This is a genomic window from Kitasatospora sp. NPDC015120, from assembly GCF_043080305.1.
In the GTDB taxonomy this organism is placed as follows: domain Bacteria; phylum Actinomycetota; class Actinomycetes; order Streptomycetales; family Streptomycetaceae; genus Kitasatospora.
In genome coordinates, this window is the sequence record NZ_JBIBVJ010000003.1 from 236,503 (window position 1) to 257,352 (window position 20,850).

Annotated in this window: 18 protein-coding genes; 11 read left to right on the forward strand and 7 right to left on the reverse strand. The window is 76.9% G+C overall.

Translation table 11 applies throughout. From position 1 onward, the window contains the following. The first annotated feature begins 221 nt into the window (after positions 1-221). Both ACF1AK_RS09785 and ACF1AK_RS09790 read left to right on the forward strand, forming a co-directional pair. Entirely contained in the window at positions 222-686 is a 465-nt protein-coding gene (locus tag ACF1AK_RS09785) for a universal stress protein (protein ID WP_391498226.1), read from the forward strand. 42 nt (positions 687-728) lie between these two features. Next, positions 729-1,559 (forward strand): DNA-formamidopyrimidine glycosylase family protein, encoded by an 831-nt coding sequence (locus ACF1AK_RS09790; protein WP_391498227.1) that lies wholly within the window; start codon positions 729-731, stop codon positions 1,557-1,559. A 19-nt stretch (positions 1,560-1,578) separates the two neighbouring features. On the opposite strand, the gene ACF1AK_RS09795 is transcribed toward ACF1AK_RS09790, so the two are convergent. From ACF1AK_RS09795 to ACF1AK_RS09805, 3 genes are all read right to left on the reverse strand, one after another. Further along, complete coding sequence (locus tag ACF1AK_RS09795) at positions 1,579-2,214, reverse strand: uridine kinase (protein WP_391498228.1); 636 nt, start codon at positions 2,212-2,214, stop codon at positions 1,579-1,581. 103 nt (positions 2,215-2,317) lie between these two features. After that, positions 2,318-3,619: a PQQ-binding-like beta-propeller repeat protein gene (locus tag ACF1AK_RS09800; RefSeq protein ID WP_391498229.1), complete on the reverse strand. Its 1,302-nt coding sequence runs from the start codon at positions 3,617-3,619 to the stop codon at positions 2,318-2,320. Between the two features lie 65 nt (positions 3,620-3,684). Further along, complete coding sequence (locus tag ACF1AK_RS09805) at positions 3,685-4,071, reverse strand: DUF4326 domain-containing protein (protein ID WP_391498230.1); 387 nt, start codon at positions 4,069-4,071, stop codon at positions 3,685-3,687. A 95-nt stretch (positions 4,072-4,166) separates the two neighbouring features. Here ACF1AK_RS09805 and ACF1AK_RS09810 point away from each other — a divergent pair, with 95 nt between their 5' ends. The 6 genes from ACF1AK_RS09810 (at position 4,167) to ACF1AK_RS09835 (ending at position 12,431) form a co-directional block, all read left to right on the forward strand. Beyond that, positions 4,167-6,701, forward strand: a complete 2,535-nt coding sequence (locus tag ACF1AK_RS09810; RefSeq protein ID WP_391498231.1) for a SpoIIE family protein phosphatase — start codon at positions 4,167-4,169, stop codon at positions 6,699-6,701. A 121-nt stretch (positions 6,702-6,822) separates the two neighbouring features. Further along, entirely contained in the window at positions 6,823-8,562 is a 1,740-nt protein-coding gene (locus tag ACF1AK_RS09815; protein WP_391498232.1) for a sensor histidine kinase, read from the forward strand. An 85-nt stretch (positions 8,563-8,647) separates the two neighbouring features. Continuing rightward, positions 8,648-9,316: a response regulator gene (locus ACF1AK_RS09820; protein WP_391498233.1), complete on the forward strand. Its 669-nt coding sequence runs from the start codon at positions 8,648-8,650 to the stop codon at positions 9,314-9,316. A 607-nt stretch (positions 9,317-9,923) separates the two neighbouring features. Beyond that, positions 9,924-10,670: a transglycosylase family protein gene (locus ACF1AK_RS09825; protein WP_391498234.1), complete on the forward strand. Its 747-nt coding sequence runs from the start codon at positions 9,924-9,926 to the stop codon at positions 10,668-10,670. Positions 10,671-10,875: 205 nt separating this feature from the next. Continuing rightward, entirely contained in the window at positions 10,876-11,664 is a 789-nt protein-coding gene (locus ACF1AK_RS09830) for an SDR family NAD(P)-dependent oxidoreductase (protein ID WP_391498235.1), read from the forward strand. Positions 11,665-11,831: 167 nt separating this feature from the next. Next, positions 11,832-12,431: a TIGR03086 family metal-binding protein gene (locus ACF1AK_RS09835; protein WP_391498236.1), complete on the forward strand. Its 600-nt coding sequence runs from the start codon at positions 11,832-11,834 to the stop codon at positions 12,429-12,431. A 6-nt stretch (positions 12,432-12,437) separates the two neighbouring features. Here ACF1AK_RS09835 and ACF1AK_RS09840 read toward each other — a convergent pair whose 3' ends face one another. After that, entirely contained in the window at positions 12,438-13,655 is a 1,218-nt protein-coding gene (locus ACF1AK_RS09840) for an alpha/beta hydrolase (protein WP_391498237.1), read from the reverse strand. Positions 13,656-13,789: 134 nt separating this feature from the next. Then, positions 13,790-14,455: a TetR/AcrR family transcriptional regulator gene (locus ACF1AK_RS09845; RefSeq protein WP_391498238.1), complete on the reverse strand. Its 666-nt coding sequence runs from the start codon at positions 14,453-14,455 to the stop codon at positions 13,790-13,792. 93 nt (positions 14,456-14,548) lie between these two features. Here ACF1AK_RS09845 and ACF1AK_RS09850 point away from each other — a divergent pair, with 93 nt between their 5' ends. Next, positions 14,549-15,562, forward strand: a complete 1,014-nt coding sequence (locus ACF1AK_RS09850) for a zinc-binding dehydrogenase (RefSeq protein WP_391498239.1) — start codon at positions 14,549-14,551, stop codon at positions 15,560-15,562. 59 nt (positions 15,563-15,621) lie between these two features. Beyond that, a complete protein-coding gene (locus ACF1AK_RS09855) occupies positions 15,622-15,945 on the forward strand; it encodes a hypothetical protein (RefSeq protein ID WP_391498240.1) in 324 nt (107 codons plus the stop codon). Between the two features lie 57 nt (positions 15,946-16,002). Here the strand turns inward: ACF1AK_RS09855 and ACF1AK_RS09860 are convergent, their stop codons facing one another. Continuing rightward, entirely contained in the window at positions 16,003-16,470 is a 468-nt protein-coding gene (locus tag ACF1AK_RS09860) for a (2Fe-2S)-binding protein (protein WP_391498241.1), read from the reverse strand. Positions 16,471-16,522: 52 nt separating this feature from the next. Continuing rightward, positions 16,523-18,916 (reverse strand): molybdopterin cofactor-binding domain-containing protein, encoded by a 2,394-nt coding sequence (locus ACF1AK_RS09865; protein WP_391498242.1) that lies wholly within the window; start codon positions 18,914-18,916, stop codon positions 16,523-16,525. Between the two features lie 450 nt (positions 18,917-19,366). On the opposite strand from ACF1AK_RS09865, the gene ACF1AK_RS09870 reads away from it, so the two are divergent. Further along, positions 19,367-20,746, forward strand: coding sequence for an MFS transporter (locus ACF1AK_RS09870; RefSeq protein ID WP_391498243.1), 1,380 nt, complete (start codon positions 19,367-19,369; stop codon positions 20,744-20,746). Positions 20,747-20,850 lie beyond the last annotated feature (104 nt).

Genomic DNA, 20,850 nt, shown 5'->3' on the forward strand with positions numbered 1-20,850 from the left:
GGCCGGGGCGCGGGGGGGGCGGCCCCGGGGGCCCCCCCCCCCCCCGCCCCCCCCGGGGGGGGGGGGCGGGGCGCCGGGGGGGGGGGGGGGGGGGCCCCCCCCCCCCCGCCGGCACCCGTTTCGGAGGTGTGCGAACCGATCGGCGCGGCAATTGGCGGACAAATGTCCCCGTTGATCTATGTTTGGAGGGCAAGGGAGCACGTCGAGCAAGGAGCAGCGGCATGGCCAACAGCGCGAACCCCAGGATCGTCGTCGGTGTGGACGGCTCGCCCGCCTCGGAACGGGCGCTGCGCTGGGCGGTCGACTACGCCCGGCTGAGCGGCGGCACCGTCCACACCGTCGCCGCGTGGGAGTACCCGGCGTTCTACGGATGGGCCGGGGCGAGCGTGCCCGCCCCCGAGTTCAACCCCGAGGAACTGGCCGGCAAGACCCTCTCCGACACCGTCGCCAAGACCGTCGGCGACCGGTCCGACGTGCGGATCACCGAGTCGGTGGTCCCCGGCAACGCCGCCCAGGCCCTGCTGGAGGCGGCACGCGGCGCCGCGCTGGTCGTGGTCGGCAGCCGCGGCCTGGGCGGATTCACCGGCGCCCTGCTCGGCTCGGTCAGCCGCCACCTCACCGAGCACGCCCCCTGCCCGGTGGTCGTGGTCCGCCACGGCGCGGGCGGCGAGGAGGCCGCGGCGTAGGCGCACCTGCGACGGGCCGCCGGGCGGGGGGAGGATGGAGGCATGCCAGAAGGTGACTCCGTCTACCGCGCGGCGGCCCGCCTGCACGCCGCCCTCGCCGGGCAGGTGCTGACCACCGGCGAGCTGCGGGTGCCCGCCCACGCCACCGCCGACCTCGCCGGGCGGCGGGTGCTGGAGGTCGTCCCGCGCGGCAAGCACCTGCTCGCCCGCCTGGAGGGAGGCCTCACCCTGCACACCCATCTGCGGATGGACGGCCGCTGGGTCGTCTTCCGCCCCGGCGAACGGTGGACCGGCGCGCCGCTCCACCAGGTCCGCGCCGTCCTCGGCACCGAGCGCGGCACCGCCGTCGGCTACCGGCTGCCCGTCGTCGAACTGCTGCGCACCACCGACGAGCAGCGCGCCGTCGGCCACCTCGGGCCGGACCTCCTCGGGCCCGACTGGGACCCGGCCGAGGCGGTCCGCCGGCTGCTCGCCCATCCCGGGCGGCCGGTCGCCGAGGCCCTCCTCGACCAGCGCAACCTGGCCGGCATCGGCAACGTGTACGCCAACGAGCTCTGCTACCTGGCCGGTGTCACCCCGTGGACGCCGGTCGGCGAACTGGCGAGCGCCGACCGCCTGGTGGCCCGCGCCCACCAGCTGCTGGACGCCAACCGGCTGCGCTCCGGCCACGTCACCACCGGTGACACCCGGCGCGGCCACCAGCAGTGGGTCTACGGCCGGGCCGGCCGGCCCTGTGCGCGCTGCGGTGCCACGGTGCTGACCGCGGACCACGGCGCGGCGCCGCGGGAGCGGCCCGCCTACTGGTGCCCGTCCTGCCAGCGCGGCCCGGCCCCGGCGGTCCGGCCGGGCCCGCCCGGACGGCGCGGGCGCTGAGGGCCGGGCCGCGCCCCCGTCAGGAGCGTTCGACCAGGGCAGGGTGGCGCGGGTCGTCCAGCCGGACGGTGAGGTCGGCCGCCCCGGCCGGTCCGGTCTCGGCCTCGTAACGGGCGAAGGCGGGCAGCGTCCACTGCTCCTGCGGCGCGGTCCGCCGGGCCAGCGCCGCGGGGGAGAGCGCCAGGTGGACCGTCAGCTCCAGCGGCAGCCACCGGCCCAGCAGCAGCGCGCCGTCCAGCAGCAGCACCCCGCCGGGCGCCAGCTCGGTGTACGGCGCGCGGGTGGCGCGGTCGGTCACCGGGTCCCACAGCGAGGGCAGCACCCGGCCGGAGCCGCCCGGCTCCAGCGGGTCCAGCACCTCGCGCAGCAGTGCGCCGTCGTCCAGCCAGAGGTCGTGGAAGGCGTCCGCGTCGTACCGGCCGTACTCCAGCCGGACCGAGGCCGGGCGCAGGAAGCCCGCCGCCGAGACCCGCAGCGCCGGCAGCCCGCGCAGCCGCAACGGCTCGACCAGGGCGTCCGCGAGCACCTCCGGCCGGGCGGCCGCGGCGCCGTCCACGGCCACCCGCAGCCACCGGTCCCCGGCTCCGGGCAGCGCGGTGATCCGGTCGGCGAGCAGCTCGACGAGACGGTCGGGCGAGATCGGGCGAATCGACACGGCATCATCCTGCGGTCGGGGACGGCGGGGGGTTCCGGGGCGGCGCGGGATCCGGCGGCGCGGACCGGGAGGGCCGGCGCTCGTCGTCGAACGCCCCCGGCGTTCACGGCACGGGCAGCGCGCCCAGGCAGTAGAGCGTGCTGTCGTGGCCCGCGAACAGCCGGGTGCCGTCGCTGGCGACCGACCAGACGTCGACCCCGGGACCGGAGTCGGTGAAGGTCGTGAACGCCCGCCCGGACTCCGTCGCGACGAAGTGCACGCCCGCGTCGGCCGGGCCCGGCACCACCAGGGTCGTGCTGGTCAGCAGCGGGCGGCAGCGACGGTCCAGCCGGAACGGCAGCCGCAGCCGCCAGACCTCCTCGCCGCCGTCCGCCGCGTGGGCGGTGACCAGCCCGTTGTCGCGCAGCACGTACAGCCGGAAGTCGTCGCTCACCGGCGGCAGCGCCCGCCACTCCTCACCGGCCGGGGGGAGCACCGACCAGCGCGGCGAGCCGTCCTCCAGCCGCAGCGCCCGGACGCCCCCCGAGCCGGCCGGGAGGTAGACGTGCCGCTGGTCGACGCCGGACCAGGCGGTCCCGCTGTTCTCCGCGGTCCACAGCGGGCGGCCGGTGGTGCCGTCCAGCAGCGAGACACCGGCCGAGGGGTCGCCGTCCACGGTGAGCAGCCGGCCGGCGCCGGTGTCGAGCACGGTGACCGAGGTCTCCCCGCGCTCGGCGGCCGGGCGGGACCAGACCAGGGCGTTGCCGGTCGCCTCCACCGCGAACAGGCTGCGGCGCAGGGTGCCCCTGGTGGCGACCGAGCCGTACACCAGCCGGCCGTCGCAGCCGTACAGGGTGATCAGGTCGCCCAGCTCCGCGGGCAGCGGCAGGCTCCAGCCGGCGGCGGGGCCCACCAGCGTCCGGGCGTCGACGTGGCCCGGCGAGGCGGTGAACAGCCGGCCCGCGCCGACGACCAGCGGGGAGTCGTCCGGAAAGCCCTTCGGCGGGCCCGCCTCCACGGTGGCGGTGACGTCCCCGGTCGCCGGGTCGAGCAGCCGCACACCGCCGCGGGAGACGTAGACGGGGGCGAACAGCCGGCCGTTCAGCCGGCCCGGCGTCATCGGCTCGGAACCGCGGTGGACCCACGCCGGCTCCGGCCCGCCGACCCGGGTGGGCAGCGGCTGCGGCTTCGGCGGCGCGGGCCGCGAACCGCCGAGGGAGCGCGACACCCCCCAGACGGCGGCACCCGCCGCCAGCACCCCGGCCCCGGTGAGCAGCCGTCGCCGGGTGGTCCACGGCCCGCCGCCGTCGCTATCCGCACCCCCGGTCAGCACGTCACCGGGGGCACCGGCGGCGCGGTCCCCGTCGTCCCCGTCCCACTGCCAGGACGCCTCACCCGCCGGACCCTCGGACGGTGTGGTCCCCATACGTCGCTACTCGTCTCCCCCGGGGCAGCCGTTTCGCGCTGCGCTGTCCAGGGAGAATACCCAAGTCAGCGCTCCGTCCCCCGGTCGTCGCCCGGGGCCGGCGGCCGGGTGGGGCGGCCGGGGAGGCCGTGGTCGGCGAGGTCGGCGAGGACGTCGGCGTGGCAGGGCAGGGGCGCGCACCAGCAGCCCAGCCGGTGGCCGCGCAGTCCCGGGACGAGGGCGAGCAGCTCGGGGTGGCCGAGCAGGTGGTCGCGGTACCTGACCAGCATCTCCTCGCGCGAGAGGCCGGGGCCGGGGCGGTAGGGGCAGTGCAGCGGGGAGGCGTCGAGGTGCCAGCCGCCGCGGTGCATCGCCCGGCCGACGTAGACCACGTCGGCGAACGCGGGGTCGTCGCGGTGGCCCTTGAGGTTGACCACGGTGGTCGGGCCGGGGCCGGAGGAGCGGGGCGTCATGGGGTCGATGGTCGCGCGCCGGGGGCCGGCGGGCACCCCGGGGCGGGCCGGGGGCTCGCCTTGACAGCCCCCGGGGCCCGGCGTAGCAAGGGAAGATGCGCGAGGGTGTGCCCGCGGACCCGCCCGGTCCGCGACCGAGCGGCGGCGGTGCCCGGGCGGGGCGACCCGGCCCGCACCGCCTGCACGAGCACGCCGCGCCGTCCCCGCAGGAGCAGCTGGTCCGCGACCGGGACACCCTGGTGACCTCCGCCGTGCGCACGGTGCTCGGCGGCACGGACGCCCACGGCGCCACCCTCCACCTGCGCTCCCGCGACCGCCGCTCACTGGTGCTGTGCGCCGTCGCGGGCGTGCCGCTGTCCGTCCTCGGCCCGTTCCGGCGGATCGCCGCCGCCGGGCCGCTGCCGGTCGCGGTCGGCTACCGCACCGGCCGCACGGTGCTGCTCGCCGACACCGAGGACACCATGCGGCGCTTCCCGCAGTTCGCCCTCGGCCTGCCGTACGACTTCGCCTCCGCCTGGGTCCCGGTCCGGGCGGGCGAGGAGACCTACGGGGTGCTGGGCGTGCTGTGGCCGGCCTCGGGCGACGGCGTGCCCGAGGGCGCGCGCCGCCACCTGCGCGCCGTCGCCGACCGGCTGGCCGCCGGCCTGGCCGGGCTGGCGGCGGACGGCCGGCCGGTGGAGCCCAACGGCGACACCACGGTCGTGGAACTCACCCCGCCGTCCGCGCCGACCACCCGGGTGGGCCTGTTCGACTGGGACGTGCTGGCCGGCGCGGTCACCGCCGACGACCAGTTCTGCGAGATCTTCGGCCTGGCCCCCGGCGACTTCGACGGCCGCGCCGACACCCTCTCCGCCCGGATCGCCCCCGGCGACCTGCCCGAGTTCCGGGCCGCCGTGCGCACCGCCCTCGACGGCGACCGGGTGCTCGCCGCCCGGCTGCGGGTGCTGGACCGCGACGGCCACCCCTATCCCGTGGAGCTCTGGGCCCGGGTGCCGCACGACCGCCCGGACACCTGGGGCCGGCTGGTCGGCGCCGTCCTCGACACCCGGACCGGCACCGCCGCGGCCGCCGCCGTGGAGCGGCTGCGCGAAGGCGTCTTCTCGCTCGACCCGGACGGCCGGATCACCTACGCCAACCACAGCGTCGAGCTGCTGCTCCGGGCCCGCCGCGAGGACCTCGTCGGCCACCAGCCCTGGCAGGTGCTGCCGTGGCTCTCCGACCCGGTGTACGAGAACCGCTACCGGGCCGCGCTGCTCTCCCAGCAGCCCACCGCCTTCCTCGCGCTGCGCCCGCCGGACAGCTGGCTGGCGTTCTCCCTCTATCCCGACGCGCACGGCGTCACCGGCCGGGTGGTCGCCGCCGAACCGCCGCCGGACGCCGCCGCCCCGCCCGCCGAACCCGCCCCGCCCGGCGCCTGGACCGGCCTCGGCGCGATGTACCACCTGCTCCAGCTGGCCAGCGCGCTGAGCGAGGCGGTCACCGCCCGCGAGGTGTTCCGGGCGGTGGCCGACCAGATCCTGCCGGCACTCGGCGGGCAGGAGCTCGCCATCTACGCGGTGCGGGACCAACGGCTGCACCTGGTCTCGGAGAGCGGCTACCCCGACGGCTTCCTGGACCGCTTCGAGGGCATCCCGGCCGCTGCCCGGGTGCCCGGAGCGGAGACGATCAGCAGCGGCACCCCGATCTTCTTCGAATCCGTCGACGAACTGGCCGCCGCCTATCCCGGACTCACCCTGGACGACATGGGGGCATGGGCGTTCCTGCCGCTGATCGCCTCCGGTCACCCGGTCGGCAGCTGCATCCTGGGCTTCGACCGGCCCCGGGTCTTCACCCCGGAGGAGCGCGCGCTGCTCACCGCGCTGGCCGGGTTCATCGCCCAGGCGCTGGAGCGGGCCCGGCTGTACGACGCCGAGTTCACCCTGGCCCGCGGCCTCCAGCAGGCGCTGCTCCCGCACCGGCTGCCGCGCGTGGAGCAGGTCCGGATCGCGGCCCGCTACCTGCCGGGCACCCAGGGCATGGAGATCGGCGGCGACTGGTACGACGCCATCGTCACCGGCAGCGACCTCTGCCTGGTCATCGGGGACGTCGAGGGCCACAGCGTCGGCGCGGCCGCCACCATGGGCCAGCTGCGCAGCGCGGTGCGCGCCTTCGCCACCGGCGGCCACCCGCCGGACGAGGTGCTGGCCCGCACCAACCAGCTGCTGCTCGACCTCGACCCCGGGCTGCTGGCCAGCTGCTGCCTGGTGCGGCTCACTCCCGGGGACGGCACCGCCCTGGTCGTCCGGGCCGGGCACGTGCCGCCGGTGCTGCGCCATCCGGACGGGCGGGCGGAGGCGCTGGAGGTGCCCGGCGGGCCGCTGCTCGGCGTGGACGCGGCGGCCTCGTACCCGGTCAGCCCGTTGACGCTGGAACCCGGCTCGGTGCTCGCGCTGTACACGGACGGGCTGGTCGAGGACGCGTCGGCGGCGATCGACGTGGGGGTGGAGCGGCTGTGCGCCGCGCTGGCGGGCCCCGCCGCCGGCCGGCCGGCGGCGGAGGGGCCGGACGGGCTGGCCGAGCGGGTGCTGCACGAGCTGGGCTCGACGCACCGGGTGGACGACATCGCGTTGATGCTCACCGCCTACCGGTGAGCGCCCACCGGTGAGCGCGTCGGCGGGACCCCCCCGGGGCCGCGGCGCAGCGACTTTCGTCGGCCCCGGTCGCGACGAACGGTGGCGGTGGCCGGCGCGGCCGCTTCGTTAGCCTCGACGGGTGGACGTCATAGCGAGGGCCTGGTCGAAGGCGGTACGGACGGCGCTGCCCGGGCCCTGGCGGTTCGGGACCGTGGTCCGCGAGGCGGTGGGCGCGCTGCTGCTCGGCGGGCTCGCCGCGCTGATCGAGGTGGCCAGCCGCTCCGGCCTGGCGCCGGAGATGGGGGCGGCGGTCGCCGTCCTCTTCCTCCTGCGCCGCGGGCTGCCCGCGCCGGTGCTGGTGCTGACCGCGGCGGCCAGCGGGTTCGGCGGCGGGCCGCTGCCGCTGATGGTCTGCGCCGGCTGGTCGGCCGGGGCCCGGGTGCGCCGGGTCGGGGTGCTGGTCGGCTCCTTCGCCGTCGGCTGGCTGCTGATGACGGCGCTGGGCGTGACGAAGGACGCCGGTGAGCTGCCGGCCAAGGTCATCGTCGGGTTCTCGCTGGGCGGCTACCTGCTGTTCGCCGTGCTGCCCGCGCTCTGGGGCCGCTACCGGGCGCAGCGCCGGGAGCTGCTGGACGCGCTGCGCGAGCGCAACGCGCAGCTGCTGCGCGAGCGCACGATGGTCGCGCACCAGGCGCGGCTGCGCGAGCGGCACCGGATCGCCCAGGACATGCACGACAGCCTGGGCCACCAGCTGGCCCTGATCTCGGTGCACACCGGGGCGCTGGAGGTGGACCGGACCCTCACCGACCGGCAGCGGGAGGCGGTCGGGGTGCTGCGGCTGGCGGCGGTCGCGGCGATGCGCGAGCTGCGCGAGGTGGTGGGGGTGCTGCACGACGAGTCGACGGCGGCGCCGTCCGCGCCGGGCGCCGCGCCGGCGGGGGCCGGTTCGCCGGCGGCCGCGGCGGGCGCCGGGGGCGCCGGGACGGGCGGGGTGGACGGGATCGAGGGGCTGGTCGCCTCCTCCCGGGCGGCGGGCACCGTCGTCGCCCTGGTCCGGGACGGTGAGCGCCGTGCGCTGACCGCGTCCGCCGGTCACGCGGCGTACCGGGTCGTTCAGGAGGCGCTCACCAATGCGCACAAGCACGCTCCCGGCGCGCCGATCACGGTCGCCCTGCGCTACGAGCCGGACGCGCTGGTGGTGGAGGTGGTGAACCCGGCGGCGCCCGAGCCGGCGGGGGTGCGCGCCGGCGGCGCGGGGTCGGCGGTCAGCGGCGGCCAGGGGCTGACCGGTCTGCGCGAGCGGGCCCGGCTGGTGGGCGGCATGGTGCACGCCGGTCCGACGGCGGAGGCCGGGTTCCGGCTGGCGGCCGTGCTGCCCTACGAGGGCGCGGAGGGACCTGCCGGCCCCGGGAGCGCGGAGGCGGACACCGGCGCGGACGGCGCGTGGAGCGCGGAAGGGGCGCCCGCCTGGGCGCTCGACGGCGTGCCGCCGGCCGGGGCCGCTCCGGCGAAGCGGCGCAGCCCGGCGATCGGCTGCGCGGTGGGCGGTGTCGCGGTGCTGCTGGTGCTCCTGGGACTGCTGGTCTGGGGCATCGTCGGGTTCGTCCGCTCCGCCCAGGACTCCACGGTGAAGCAGTCGGTCTACGAGCAGATCCAGGTCGGCACCCCGGAGGAGGCGGTGAAGCGGCGGCTGCCGCCCGGCAGCTCCTTCTTCACCGACAACCTGCGGGGCACCGGCCCGACCCCGCCGGAGGGGTCGGTCTGCCACTACTTCCTCTCCGACGGCACGGGGGACTCCTGGGACGAGGAGAGCGCCATCCGGTTCTGCTTCAGGGACGGCGTGCTGGCCGACAAGCAGCACTACCGGGTGAAGCAGTGACCGGGGCGGGTGTGAGGATGGTCCCCGGCGCCGCCGGCCGTTCCGGTGGCGCGCCGTCAGGACCAGCGCAAGGGGATGACCAGCAGTGATCCGAGTCCTCGTCGCCGACGACGAGCCGCTCATCCGGGCCGGGATCAGGATGATCCTGTCCTCCGCCGACGACATCGACGTGGTGGCGGAGGCCGCCGACGGCCGGCAGGCGCTGGAACTGGCCCGGGCGCACCGGGCGGACGTCGTCCTGCTGGACATCCAGATGCCGGTGATGGACGGGCTGACGGCGCTCGCCGAGCTGCCGAGGGCCGCCCCCGGCGCGCGGGCGCTGATCCTCACCACCTTCGGAGAGCGCGAGAACGTGTTGCGCGCCGTGAGCGACGGGGGCGCGGGTTTCCTGTTGAAGGACACCGCGCCGGCCGAGCTGATCCAGGCCGTCCGGGCGGCGGCCACCGGGCACGCCTTCCTGTCGCCCGCCGCGACCCGGCACATCGTGGACTCGCTGGCGGGCGGGCACGCCGGGCCGGCCGCGGCCCGCGGGGCGCGGGCCCGGCAGCGGCTGGAGGTGCTGACCGAACGCGAGCTGGAGGTCCTGGCGCTGCTCGGGGAGGGTCTGTCCAACGCGGACGCCGGCGCCCGGATCCACATGAGCGAGGCGACGGTGAAGACCTACGTCAGCCGGATCCTGGCCAAGCTGGGGTGCGACAACCGGGTGCAGGCGGCGTTGCTGGCCCGGGACGCGGGGCTGGACGGCGCCGGCTGAGACGGTCCCCGGGCCCCGTTCGGTCCGTACCCGGACGGATCGTGTGCCATGCGCTGAGCGATTTTTCGCTGACGCTGCGTAGCGGAGGTGGTGAACGCCACATCGACGGCGGATGGAATCGGGAACTCCGATCCGTGCGGTGACGGCGCGTCAGGCGGCCGTAGCGATTTGTCGACGACGGGGCCGGCGGGGCGGCCGGCCGGGTGTGAGTGACGGCACGGATTTCGACCGTTTGGGCCGGGAAATACGGTCAAAGCCGGTCGTTTCCCGGTCGATTACATGATCGATACCGCCGGTAACCGTCAACTGACCTGCGGCGTCCAAGAATTGCTTGATACGGCCCGGCGGCCGCCCTTAGCTTCTTTGGCGGTGCAACGAGCACCACCCGGGTTCACCCCCGACGCACGGCCCGCCGACTGACCACCGGCGCGAGGGCGGTGCCCGTCGACGCGACCGGCTCGAACAGGCCGTCGGCGAGCGGAGGGTGGCCGGGGCGGCGCGGCACGTCGGACACGTGCCCGGCCGCCCATCGAGTGAGGGAGCGACAACCGGCCCCGGCAGGGGCCTGGTTCCGCACGCCTGCCCGGGGCTTGTCGAGAGGACTTCCATGAATCCCCGTCACGAGACCGCCGCTTCCACCACCGTCGACAGCTCCACCTCCGGCACCAACGGCACCGCCAGGCGCAACCGGGTCCGGCTGGCTGTCGCGGCGGGCGCCGCCGTGGCGGCGCTGCCGGTGGCCGGCCTCGTCACGGCCACCTCGGCCTCGGCCGCCCCCACCTCCTCCTGGGACGCCGTCGCCCGGTGCGAGAGCGGCGGCAACTGGAGCATCAGCACCGGCAACGGCTTCTACGGCGGACTCCAGTTCACCCCGTCCACCTGGCGGGCGTACGGCGGCACCGCGTACGCCCCGCAGGCCCACCAGGCGAGCCGCGAGCAGCAGATCTCGGTCGCCGAGAAGGTCCTGGCCAAGCAGGGGCCGGGCGCCTGGCCGGTCTGCTCGGCCAAGGCCGGCCTCAACCGGGGCGGCGCGCCCGCCGTCGCCGACGCCCCCGCCCCGGCGCCCCAGGCGCAGCAGCCGGCCAAGGCCGCCCCGGCCCAGAAGCCGCCGGCCCGCAGGGCGCCGTCCCAGGCGCCGTCCCAGGGCTCCTCGCAGGGCGCCGCCAAGCCCGCCGCGCCTGCCGCGCCCGCCGCGCCCTCCACGGGTGCGAGCTACACCGTCCGCAGCGGTGACACCCTGAGCAGCATCGCGGCCAAGTTCGGCCTCGGCCCGGCCGGGCTGCACGCCAAGAACCTCAAGGTGATCGGGACCAACCCGGACCTGATCTTCCCGGGCCAGACCCTGTCCTTCTGACGCCGTCCGGAACTCCCTCCGGCCGACCCCGCACTCCCCGGCACCCCCTGCCCGGGGTCCCGCACGGCCGCCCCGGCCCCCGGGGGCGGCCGTGCGGCGTGCACGCGGAAGAGCCGGAGCCGTGCCGGACCGACGGTAGTTGAACGTTGAACGCGACGTCCGAATACCGCCGGAACCGCAGGTCCCGCGGGCCGAGGATCGAGTCATGTCCGCGAACGACCTGAGGAGTTCTGACACCATGACGACGACCACGCCCGCGAAGCTCGACGGCAAGGCTGCCCTGGTGACCGGCGGCAGCCGGGGGATCGGAGAGGCCGTGGCGCTGCGGCTCGCCGAGGAGGGCGCCGATGTGGCGGTGACCTACCTGGGCGGCGCCGAACGGGCCGAGGCGGTCGCGGCCAAGATCACCGCGATGGGCCGGCGCGGCTGGGCGGTCCGGGCCGACAGCGCGGACCCGCAGGAGGTGCGCGCGGCCGTCGCGGCCGTCGCCGAGCGGTTCGGGCGGCTCGACATCCTGGTCAACAACGCCGGGGCCGGCTTCGTCGGGCCGATCGAGGAGACCGGCCCGGCGGACGTCGACCGGGTGCTGGAGGTCAACGTCCGGGCGCCGTACCTGTACGCCCAGGCCGCCGCGTCCCGGCTGACCGAAGGCGGCCGGATCGTGACCATCGGCAGCTGCATGGCCCAGCGGGCCGCGTTCCCCGGCGGCAGCCTCTACGCCACCAGCAAGGCCGCGATGACCGGGCTCACCAAGGCGCTGGCGCGTGAGCTGGGCCCGCGCGGGATCACCGTCAACCTGGTCCACCCCGGCCCGATCGACACCGACATGAACCCGGCGGACGGTCCGTCCGCCGCGTTCCAGGCCGGCTTCACCGCGCTCGGCGGCTACGGCCGGCCGTCCGACGTCGCCGCGACCGTCGCCCACCTGGCGGGCGAGGAGGGCCGCTACATCACCGGCGCCGAGATCGCCGTGGACGGCGGTTTCGCCGCCTGACCCGCCGCACCGGCGGCCGGCCCGGGGTGTTGCTCCGGGCCGGCCGCCGGTGCCTCCGTCTACGATCGGCCGGTCAGACCCTGTGGGCGGGCGCGTGCCGACGGCGCGCACCGGCGCACGGGTCCCGAGCGCGGGCCGGTGCGGCCCCGACGACGGAGAGGTGGGTCATGACCGGAACGGAAGACCCGATCGAGCTGCTCGCCCGTGCCCTCGCCCAGACGGCCGGCCTGATCGACGGCGTCGGCGCCGAACTGGCCGGCCACCCGACGGCGTGCCGGTCGTGGGACGTCGGCCGGCTGATCAGCCATCTGCTGCACGACCTGCGGCAGTTCACCGTCCGGGCGGAGGGCGGCACGCCCGACTGGGCGGAGCCCTTCGAGCGGGTCGAGGACGACTGGCTGCACCGCTTCGAATCCGGCGCCGAACGGCTGGTGGCCGCCTGGCGCGAGGCCGGGGACCTCGACGGCGTCATCGAGCTCCCCGGCGGCGGCGAGCTGCCGGCCCGCTTCCCGGTGGACCAGCAGACCGCCGAGTTCGCCGTGCACGCCTGGGACCTCGCCCGGGCCACCGGCCAGTCCACGGCCGGGCTGGACCACGAGGTGGCCGAGGCCTCGCTCGCCTGGGGCCGCGGCGCGCTGCGGCCGGAGTACCGGGGGAGCGACGAGGAGCGGCACGCCTTCGGCCCGGAGGTCGCGGTCGCCGAGGACGCGCCGGTGTACGACCGGCTCGCCGCGTTCTTCGGCCGCGACCCGTGGGCCGCCGGGTAGGGCGGCTCAGCCGCGGCTCCAGACGAAGGACATCTCCGGGTAGCGCGGGGAGGGCGCGTCCAGCAGCGGCGACGGGCGCCCGCGCAGGAAGCGGTCGAAGTGCGCGCGCACATAGGCGCGGGCGAGCGCGGTGGAACGCGCCGGGCTGATGGTGCCGAACAGCGCGGCGTAGAGCTCGGCCGGCATGCGGTCGGCGGCGTGGCCCGGCCCGGCCGAGTACGGCCGGTCGGTGAAGCTGAGGTGACCGGAGTCGCGCTGGTGCAACTGCCGCCCCCAGCCCTGCTGGTGGGAGCGCCAGCGCTTCCAGGTGTAGTGGTCGGCCAGGGAGGTGATCAGCAGGAACGGCCGGTCCAGCCCCTCGTCCGCCACCGGCGAGCCGAAGAAGCCGCCGTCCAGGTCGAGCCCGGCCGCGAACCGGCGGTCCTGCCGCACGGCCTCGGCGGCGGCCGCACCGCCCATCGAGTGCCCGAACACGCCGATCCGCCGCGGGTCGGCGGACGGCAGCCCCGGCTGCCGGAGCGCCGGGCGGCCGGCGGTCAGTTCCGAGGCGACGAAGCGGAGGTCGGCGACCCGGGCGGCGACCTCCTTCCGCTCGGCGGCGTCCCAGTCGGCCGGCTCGTCCTCCAGCACGCTGCGCACCACCCGGCCGTCCGGGAACTCGACGGCGGATGCGTCGTAGGTGTGGTCGAGCGAGGCGACCAGGTAGCCGTGCGCGGCCAGGTCCTCCGCCAGCGCCGTGCAGTTGCTGCGCCCGCCCTTGCGGCCGTGGCCGAGCAGCAGCAACGGCAGCGCGCCCGGGAGCGCCGGCGCGCCGGTCCGCGCCGTGGGGCGCAGCCGGGTGAGGGTTCCCGGGTCCAGGAAGGAGTCCTGCTCCATCACCTCCGCCACGCGCGCCGTGGTGTACGGCGCGCGCGGGCGCCCGGCGGCGCCCGCCGCGGGGTACCAGAGCTGCACCATCAGCTCGCGCGGCCGCGGTGCGGGGGCGAACGGGTCCTGCCGGCCCTCGTCGACGAGGTGCAGCGACACCGTGCCGACGGGGCGCCCCGCGGTCGGCGCCGGAAGGCCGACCGGCGCCGGAAGGCCGACCGGCGCCGGAAGGCCGACCGGCGCCGGGGCGCCGCCCGGCCCGGGCGGCGCGGCCCCGGCGGCCGAGGCGGGCAGCGCGAGCGCCACACCTCCGAGCCCTGCGGCGGTCAGCAGCGAACGGCGCCGGATCATCGTCATCCACCCCTCGGGTCCACGCTTGTGACGTCGGATCACCCTAGGGGCGACCGCCGCCCGGGGGCCAGGGGCGCCCCACGGGCCGTCGTTCGCCGTTCGCCGCTGCTCGCTCGTCGCGCGTTCCGGGTGGTGGCGGGTCAGGCGCCGGTGAGGGCGAGGCGGATCCAGCGCTGGGCCTCGGCGGTGGCGCGGTCGAGGGGGAGGGCGCCGGGGGCGGTGGCGGCCTGGACGATCAGGCCCTTGAGCAGGCCGACCACCGCCGTCGCGGCCACGTCCGGGTCGACCTCCGGCCGCACCTCGCCCTCGGCCACGCCCTGGCGGACCACCTCGGCCGCCCAGGCGCGCATCCGGGCGTCCAGCCGGGCGACGGCGTCGGTGAGTTCGGAGGAGCCGGCGAGCGCCTCGGCGCCCAGCACGACGAAGGCCCGGCCGAGGTCGGTCGGGTGCCGCACGCCGTCGAGGCACGCCTGGGCGAAGGCGCACAACTCCTGCACGGCGCCCGCGCCGCTGCGCTCCGGCGCGGCGGCGGCCATCGCCTCGGCGAGCGCCTCCTCCTGGAGCCGGGCGAGCAGGGCGCCCTTGGAGCCGAAGTAGTGCGAGGCCAGGCCGCGACTGAAGCCCGCCTCCTCGCCGACCCGGGCGAGGGTCACCCCGGCGCTGCCGTGCTCGGCGACCAGGCGTGCGGCGGCGGCGAGCAGCGCGTGCTCGGCTCGCGCGCGCCGTTCGGCCTGGGTGCGGCGCGCCGGCCCGGGGTGCTCCGCCGGCGCGGGGGAGGGGGCTGTCGGGGAATCGTGCGTGGGCATACCACCATGCTAGAGTGGAACTTGCTTGTCGAACAACAAGTAAGTTGGATGGTGCGGCCGCCGACCGCGCCACCCCTGTGGAAGGGAACAGGGATGACCGCCACGATGCTCGCCGGCCGGCTCAACGTCGCGAAGGGCGCCTTCGCCGTGGAAGAGGTGCCGGTGCCCGCGCCGGGGCCGGGCCAGGTCCTCATCAAGGTCGGCGCCGCCGGCGTCTGCCTCTCCGACGTCCACCTGATCGAGGGCATGCTCAAGCCGCTGCACCTGCGGGGCGACAAGGTCACCCTCGGCCACGAGGTCGCGGGCACCGTGCACAGCCTGGGCGAGGGCGTCACCACCGCCGCGGTCGGCGACCGGGTGCTGCTCCAGGCCGGGGAGACCAGGGACGGCGTCGTCCTCACCCGGGGCGTCGACTACGACGGCGGCTGGGCCGAGTACGCGCTGGCCACCGTGGACACGCTGGTGCCGATCCCCGACGAGCTGCCCTTCGAGCAGGCCTGCTTCATCCCGGACGCGGTCTCCACCCCCTGGGCCGCGATCACCGGCACCGGCGCCGTCCGCCCGGCCGAGGCCGTCGGCGTCTGGGGCGTGGGCGGACTCGGCGCCCACGGCGTCCAGCTGCTGCGCAGCATCGGCGCCCACCCGATCGTGGCGGTCGACCCGCTGCCCGCCGCCCGCGAGCGGGCGCTGGCCTTCGGCGCCGACGCCGCGCTCGGCCCGGGCGACCCGGAGTTCGCCGACCGGCTGCGGACCGCGACCCGGGGCCGTCCGCTGGCCGCCGCGTTCGACTTCGCCGGGGTGGCCCCGGTGCGCGAGCAGGCGATGGCCGCGCTCGGCGAGCACGGCCGCCTGGTGCTGGTCGGCCTGACCAACCAGCCGCTGACCATCACCAACGGCACCCTCGTCAGCTACCTGCGCCAGCAGATCCGCGGCCACTACGGCTCGGAGGGCAAGGACGTCGTGGACCTGGTCGACCTGGTCCGCGGCGGCCGCCTGGACTTCGCCCGCTCGGTGAGCGGCACCTTCCCGCTGGCCCGGGCCGCCGAGGCGGTCGAGGCCCTGGAGCAGAAGCGGGGCAACCCGATCCGGCTGGTCCTCACCCCCTGACCGGCCGGGTGGCGTAGCCTCCCCCCGTGGTGCAGTGGGCACCGCGGGGGGAGGCTCGCATGCTCGGATGGTGGTTCGTGGTCACGGCTCCGGCCGAGGGGGAGGCCGAGGGCGAGGTCCTCGCCAAGTGGGAGACCGGGCTCGGCGGCCTGGACTGGATCGCCGACCTGGCCGCGGCCGGCCGCGCCGACCAGCTGCGCTTCGACGGCTACCCCCTGCGCTACACCGCCCGGGCCGGCGACGTCCTGCCGCTGCTCGCCGACGGCTCGGCGTTCGACACCGGCGCGGGCGCCGGCCACCGCCCGCGCGAGCTGCACGCCGGGCGGATCGCCGCCTGCCCGCCGGACGCGCTGCTCACCGTCGACGCCTGGGACCAGTCCTAGGGTCCGTCGTCAAACCCCCGCCCTGCGGGCGGACGACGGGGGTGCGACGACGGCTCCTCAGCGCCCCGTGGCGGCCCGGGCGGCGGCGCGCTTGATGGCCTCGCGGATCCGCGGGTAGCTGCCGCAGCGGCAGATGTTCTGGATCTGGTCGATGTCGGCGTCGGTGGGTGCCGGGGTGCGGCGCAGCAGGGCGACCGCCGTCATGATCTGGCCGGGCTGGCAGAAGCCGCACTGGGCGACGTCGCACTCCAGCCAGGCCTCCTGGACGGGGTGCAGGGTGTCGCCGTCGGCGAGGCCCTCGATGGTGGTGACCCGGCGGTCCGCGCAGTCCTTGACCGGCACGATGCAGGGCTGGACCTCCTCGCCGTCCAGATGGCTGGTGCAGGCGCGGCAGACGCCGACCCCGCAGCCGTACTTGGGCCCGGTGACGCCGAGCTTGTCGCGCAGCACCCAGAGCAGCGGCATGTCGTCCGGGGCCTCGACGGTGACCGGTCGGCCGTTGAGGACGAAGGTGTGGCTCGGCATCGGCGGCGCGCTTCCTCGGGGTCGGGGCGGAGCGGGGGCGTGGGCGGCGGGGTCAGAAGTTGACCGGGAAGGAGCGCGGGGCGGTGCCGGTCGCCCGGGCGTAGGCGTTGGCGACCGCCGCCGAGGCCGCCGGGACGCCCAGTTCGCCCGCGCCGCCGGGCGGTCCGCTCGGCGGCAGCAGGTGGATCTCGACCACCGGCGGGCTGTGCTTCTGCCGCGCGTAGTGGAAGTCGCCGTAGCTGCCCTCGCGGACGGCGCCGTGGTCGATGTGGTTGCCGGCCTGCAGGATCACCGAGATGCCGTCGATCAGTGCGCCGGTCAGCTGGGCCTCCAGCCCGGTCGGGTTGATCACCGTGCCGAGGTCGGCGGCGATCACGGCCCTGGTGACCCGGGGCCGGGTGGGCTCCGAGGCGTCGAGTTCGACCAGGTAGGCGGTGCGGCCGCCGTTCTCCGCGTGGTAGCCGATGCCCTGGGCCCGGCCGGGCGGCATGGCGCGGCCCCAGCGGCCGGCCCGGGCGACGGTGTCCAGGACGGCCCGGCCGGCCGTGTCGCGCAGCCGGGCGCGGCGGAAGGCCACCGGGTCCTCGCCGAAGCGGCGGGCCAGCTCGTCCGTCATGATCTCGTCGGCCACCCGCACGGTGCCGGAGTAGACGGAGCGCCAGCTGCCGGTGGGGATCGCGAGCGGCACCTCGGAGAGCACCTGGGTGGGGATGCCGACGTCGTACGGGTTGTTCTGGCTGAGCAGGAAGAACGCCTGGGCGACCGAGAGCCCGGCGACCTGGAGCTGGAAGCCGGCGGCGGTGAGCGCCTCGCCGAGGCCGTGGCCGAAGTCGGTCCGCACGGTGGCGGCGCGGTGCTCGTAGCTGAGCACCTGGCCGAGCCCGTACGTGGCGCGGATCCGGTGGTGGGTGGCGGGGCGCATCCGGCCGTGGCGCATGTCGTCGTTGCGGGTCCACATCAGCTTGACCGGGCGGCCGGCCGCGCGGGAGATCTGCGCGGCCTCCAGCGCGGCGTCGTAGAACAGCCGCCGGCCGAACGATCCGCCGCCGCGCACCACGTGGACGGTCACCGCGTCCTGCGGCAGGCCGAGTTCGGCGGCGATGGTCTGCTGGGCGACGACCGGCGTCTGCGCGGCGAACCAGAGCTCGGCCCGGTGGGGGCGGACGTCGGCGATCGCCGTCAGCACCTCCATCGGCGCGTGGTTGACGAAGGCGAAGTCGAACTCGCCGTCCACGTACTGGGTGAGCAGCGGCGGCACCAGGAACGGCGCGTGCGCGGCGCGGAGCTGTCGGCGGATGTCGGCGTCGGAGAGCGCGGCGACCGGCCCGGGGTGCCAGCTGGTGCGCAGCGCGTCGCGGGCCCGGAGCGCCTGGTCGAACGTTTCGGCGAGGACGGCGACCCCGCTCGGGACGGTCACCACGGCGAGCACCCCGGGCATGGCGCGGGCGGCGGACGCGTCCAGGGTGGCCAGGGTGCCGTTGATGGTGGTGGGGCGGGCGACGACGGTCGGCACCGCGCCGGGCACGGCGAGGTCGCCGGTGTACCGGGCACGGCCGGTGACGATGTCGCGGGCGTCGATCCGGCCGGTGGGACGGCCGATCACCCGGCGCTGCCCGTCCGGCTTCGGGTTGGCGGGGACGGCGGGTGCCCCGAGGGCGGCGGCCGCGGCGGCGAGTTCGCCGTACCCGGCGCGGCGGCCGTCGGGGGCGAGCACGGCGGAGTCGGCGGTGCGCAGGGTGCCGGCCGGCAGCGACCAGCGCAGGGCGGCCGCGGTGACCAGCCGGGCGCGGGCGGCGGCGGCCACGGCCCGTACCGGGTCGTAGAGGGTGCGCACCGAGTTGGAGGCGCCGGTGAGCTGATTGAACAGCAGATCGGGGCGGCTGTCGGAGAGCGGGACGTCGACGTCGGTCAGCCGGGCGTCGAGCTCCTCGGCGACCATCATCGCGACCGTGGTGGTGAGGCCCTGGCCGACCTCCAGGCGGGGCAGGTGGAGGACGGCGCGGCCGGCGGCGGTGATCTCCAGGACGAGCAGGTGCGCGGTGGGCAGCCCGGCGACCTGGAGGGCCTGGCCGAGGTCGACGATGTCGGGGATGCCGGGCAGGCCGAGCAGCGGCGAGGCGGGGGCCCCGCTCCCGCCGGCCGTCCCGCTCCCGCCGGCGGCTTCCCCGGCCCCGGTGGCCTCGGCGGCCCGGGCGGCGGCGGCGGGGGCCGCGGCGTCCAGTGCGGCCCGGGCGGCGACGGTGAGGGTCGGCGCGGCGAGCAGGTAGGTCAGGAAGCGGCGGCGGGCCGTGGCGGTGGCCCGCGGCTCGGCGGCGGGGCCGGTGCCGCCCGGGGGCGCGGTGGAGGTGCTGATGGGGAGAGCCCTTCTCGCCGGGTGACGGCTCCCGCCGGGCGGGAGCCGCGGCGGTCCCGTCCCGGTGCCGGACGGCGCACGCGGGGCGTGCACCTCTTCCGGACGTGGCCTCTGGTCGTGTCCACGATCGCGGACGAGAACGCGGACGAGCATAGGAGGGCCCTACTGGCCGGTCAACACGGCTTTCCGGCAGGCCGTCGGACAGGTGACCGGATGGCGGACGGGACGGACACGGAGGGCGCGGGAGGCGCCGGGCGCGGCGCGAGGTACCGCCGTCCGGGTGACGGCAGGCCCGGGGGCGCACGCCCGGCGAAAGGGGCGGACGGAGGCGCGGGCCGGCGCCCGACGGGGTGCCGGGCGCCGCGGCGGACCGAAGTGGCCCAAGATCATCGGCCGCTACTGGCCCTGTTGAACGGTCCGCCGCCGACCGAGACTGGGGGTTCCCCGACGCCCCGTCACCCCGACGCCCCGTCACCCCGGTGCCCCGGTGCCCCGTCGCGCCGGCGCCCCGTCACCCCGTCAGCCCGTCACCCAGGGAGAACCGTGCCGTTCCGCCCCCGCCCCGCCTCCTCGGCCCCACGCACCCTCGCCGTCGCCCAGTTGGTGAGCGCGATCGGCGACGGCGCGTACTACACCAGCTCGGCGCTGTACTTCACCCGGATCGTCGGCCTTCCGCCCGCCCGGCTCGGCCTCGGCCTCGCGGTGGCCTGGGCGGTCGGTTCGCTCGCCGGGGTGCCGCTCGGCCACCTCGCCGACCGGCGCGGACCACGCGGTACGGCGGCGGCGCTCGCGCTCGGCACGGCGGTGGTGGTGGCCTCGTTCCTGGCGGTCCGCTCCTTCCTGCCGTTCCTGGCCGCCGCCTGCCTCTACGCCACCGCGCAGTCCGGGCTGGGCGCGGCCCGGCAGGCGCTGGTCGGCGGGCTCGTCCCGGAGGGGGAGCGGACGGCGGCGCTCGCCCGGCTGCAGGCCGTCCTCAACGCCGGGCTGGCGGTGGGCGCCGCGCTCGGCGGCGTCGCACTGACGGTCGGGACCGGGGAGGCCTTCCTCGCCGCGTTCGCGCTGACCGCCGCGGGATTCCTGGCGACCGGCCTGCTGCTGCTCCGGCTGCCGGCGGTCACCCCCGCGACGGCAGCCGCGACGGCGCCCGCGGCGATGCCCTCCGGCGGGGCGGCGGGCGGCCGGCCGGGCCGGGGCGGCGGGTTCGCGGTGCTGGCGGACCGCCGCTACGTGGTCGTGGCCCTGGTCAACACCGTCCTGCTGCTGCGGATGCCGCTGCTCAGCCTGGTGATCCCGCTGTGGATCGCCGACCGGGCCCCGCAGCTCGGCTGGCTCGGCTCGGCGCTGTTCGTCCTCAACACCCTGGGCGTGACGCTCTTCCAGGTCCGCACCGCCCGCGCGGTCACCGGCCTGCGCTCGGCCGCCCGCACCGTCCGGCAGGCCGGGGTGCTGCTGCTCGCCTCCTGCGCGGTGTTCGCGCTCTCCGCCGCGACCGTCCCGCTCTGGGCGACGGGAGCACTGCTGGTGGCCGGCGCGGTGCTCCAGGTGGCCGGGGAGATGAAGCAGTCCGCCGGGTCCTGGCAGATCGCCTTCGACCTCGCCCCGGCCGACCGGCTCGGGCAGTACCAGGGCTTCTTCGGCACCGGTGTGGCGGTGGCCCGCACCGCCGGACCACTGCTGCTGACCACCCTGCTGCTGGAGGGCGGCGGCCCGGGCTGGCTGCTGCTCGGCGGACTCTTCCTGGCCGCCGGCTGCGCGATGGGCCCCGCCGTGCGCCGGGCCGGGCGGGACCGCCCGTGGCGGGCCCCGGTCACCACCGGGGCGCTCACCGGGGCCTGCCGGCGGCCGGAGGGCCTGCCAGGCCATACGGTGAATGATGATCTTCGGCCACCCACCGCACTGTTTCCCGTCAATCCGTCCCCCTGAGAGGGGATTGACGCCCCTTCCGGCCGGTCCCGCAAGAATCTCCGGTCGCACACGTCTTCCCCTGTTGATCGCGGGCTGACAGGCTGTCCGGGTTTGCAGAACCG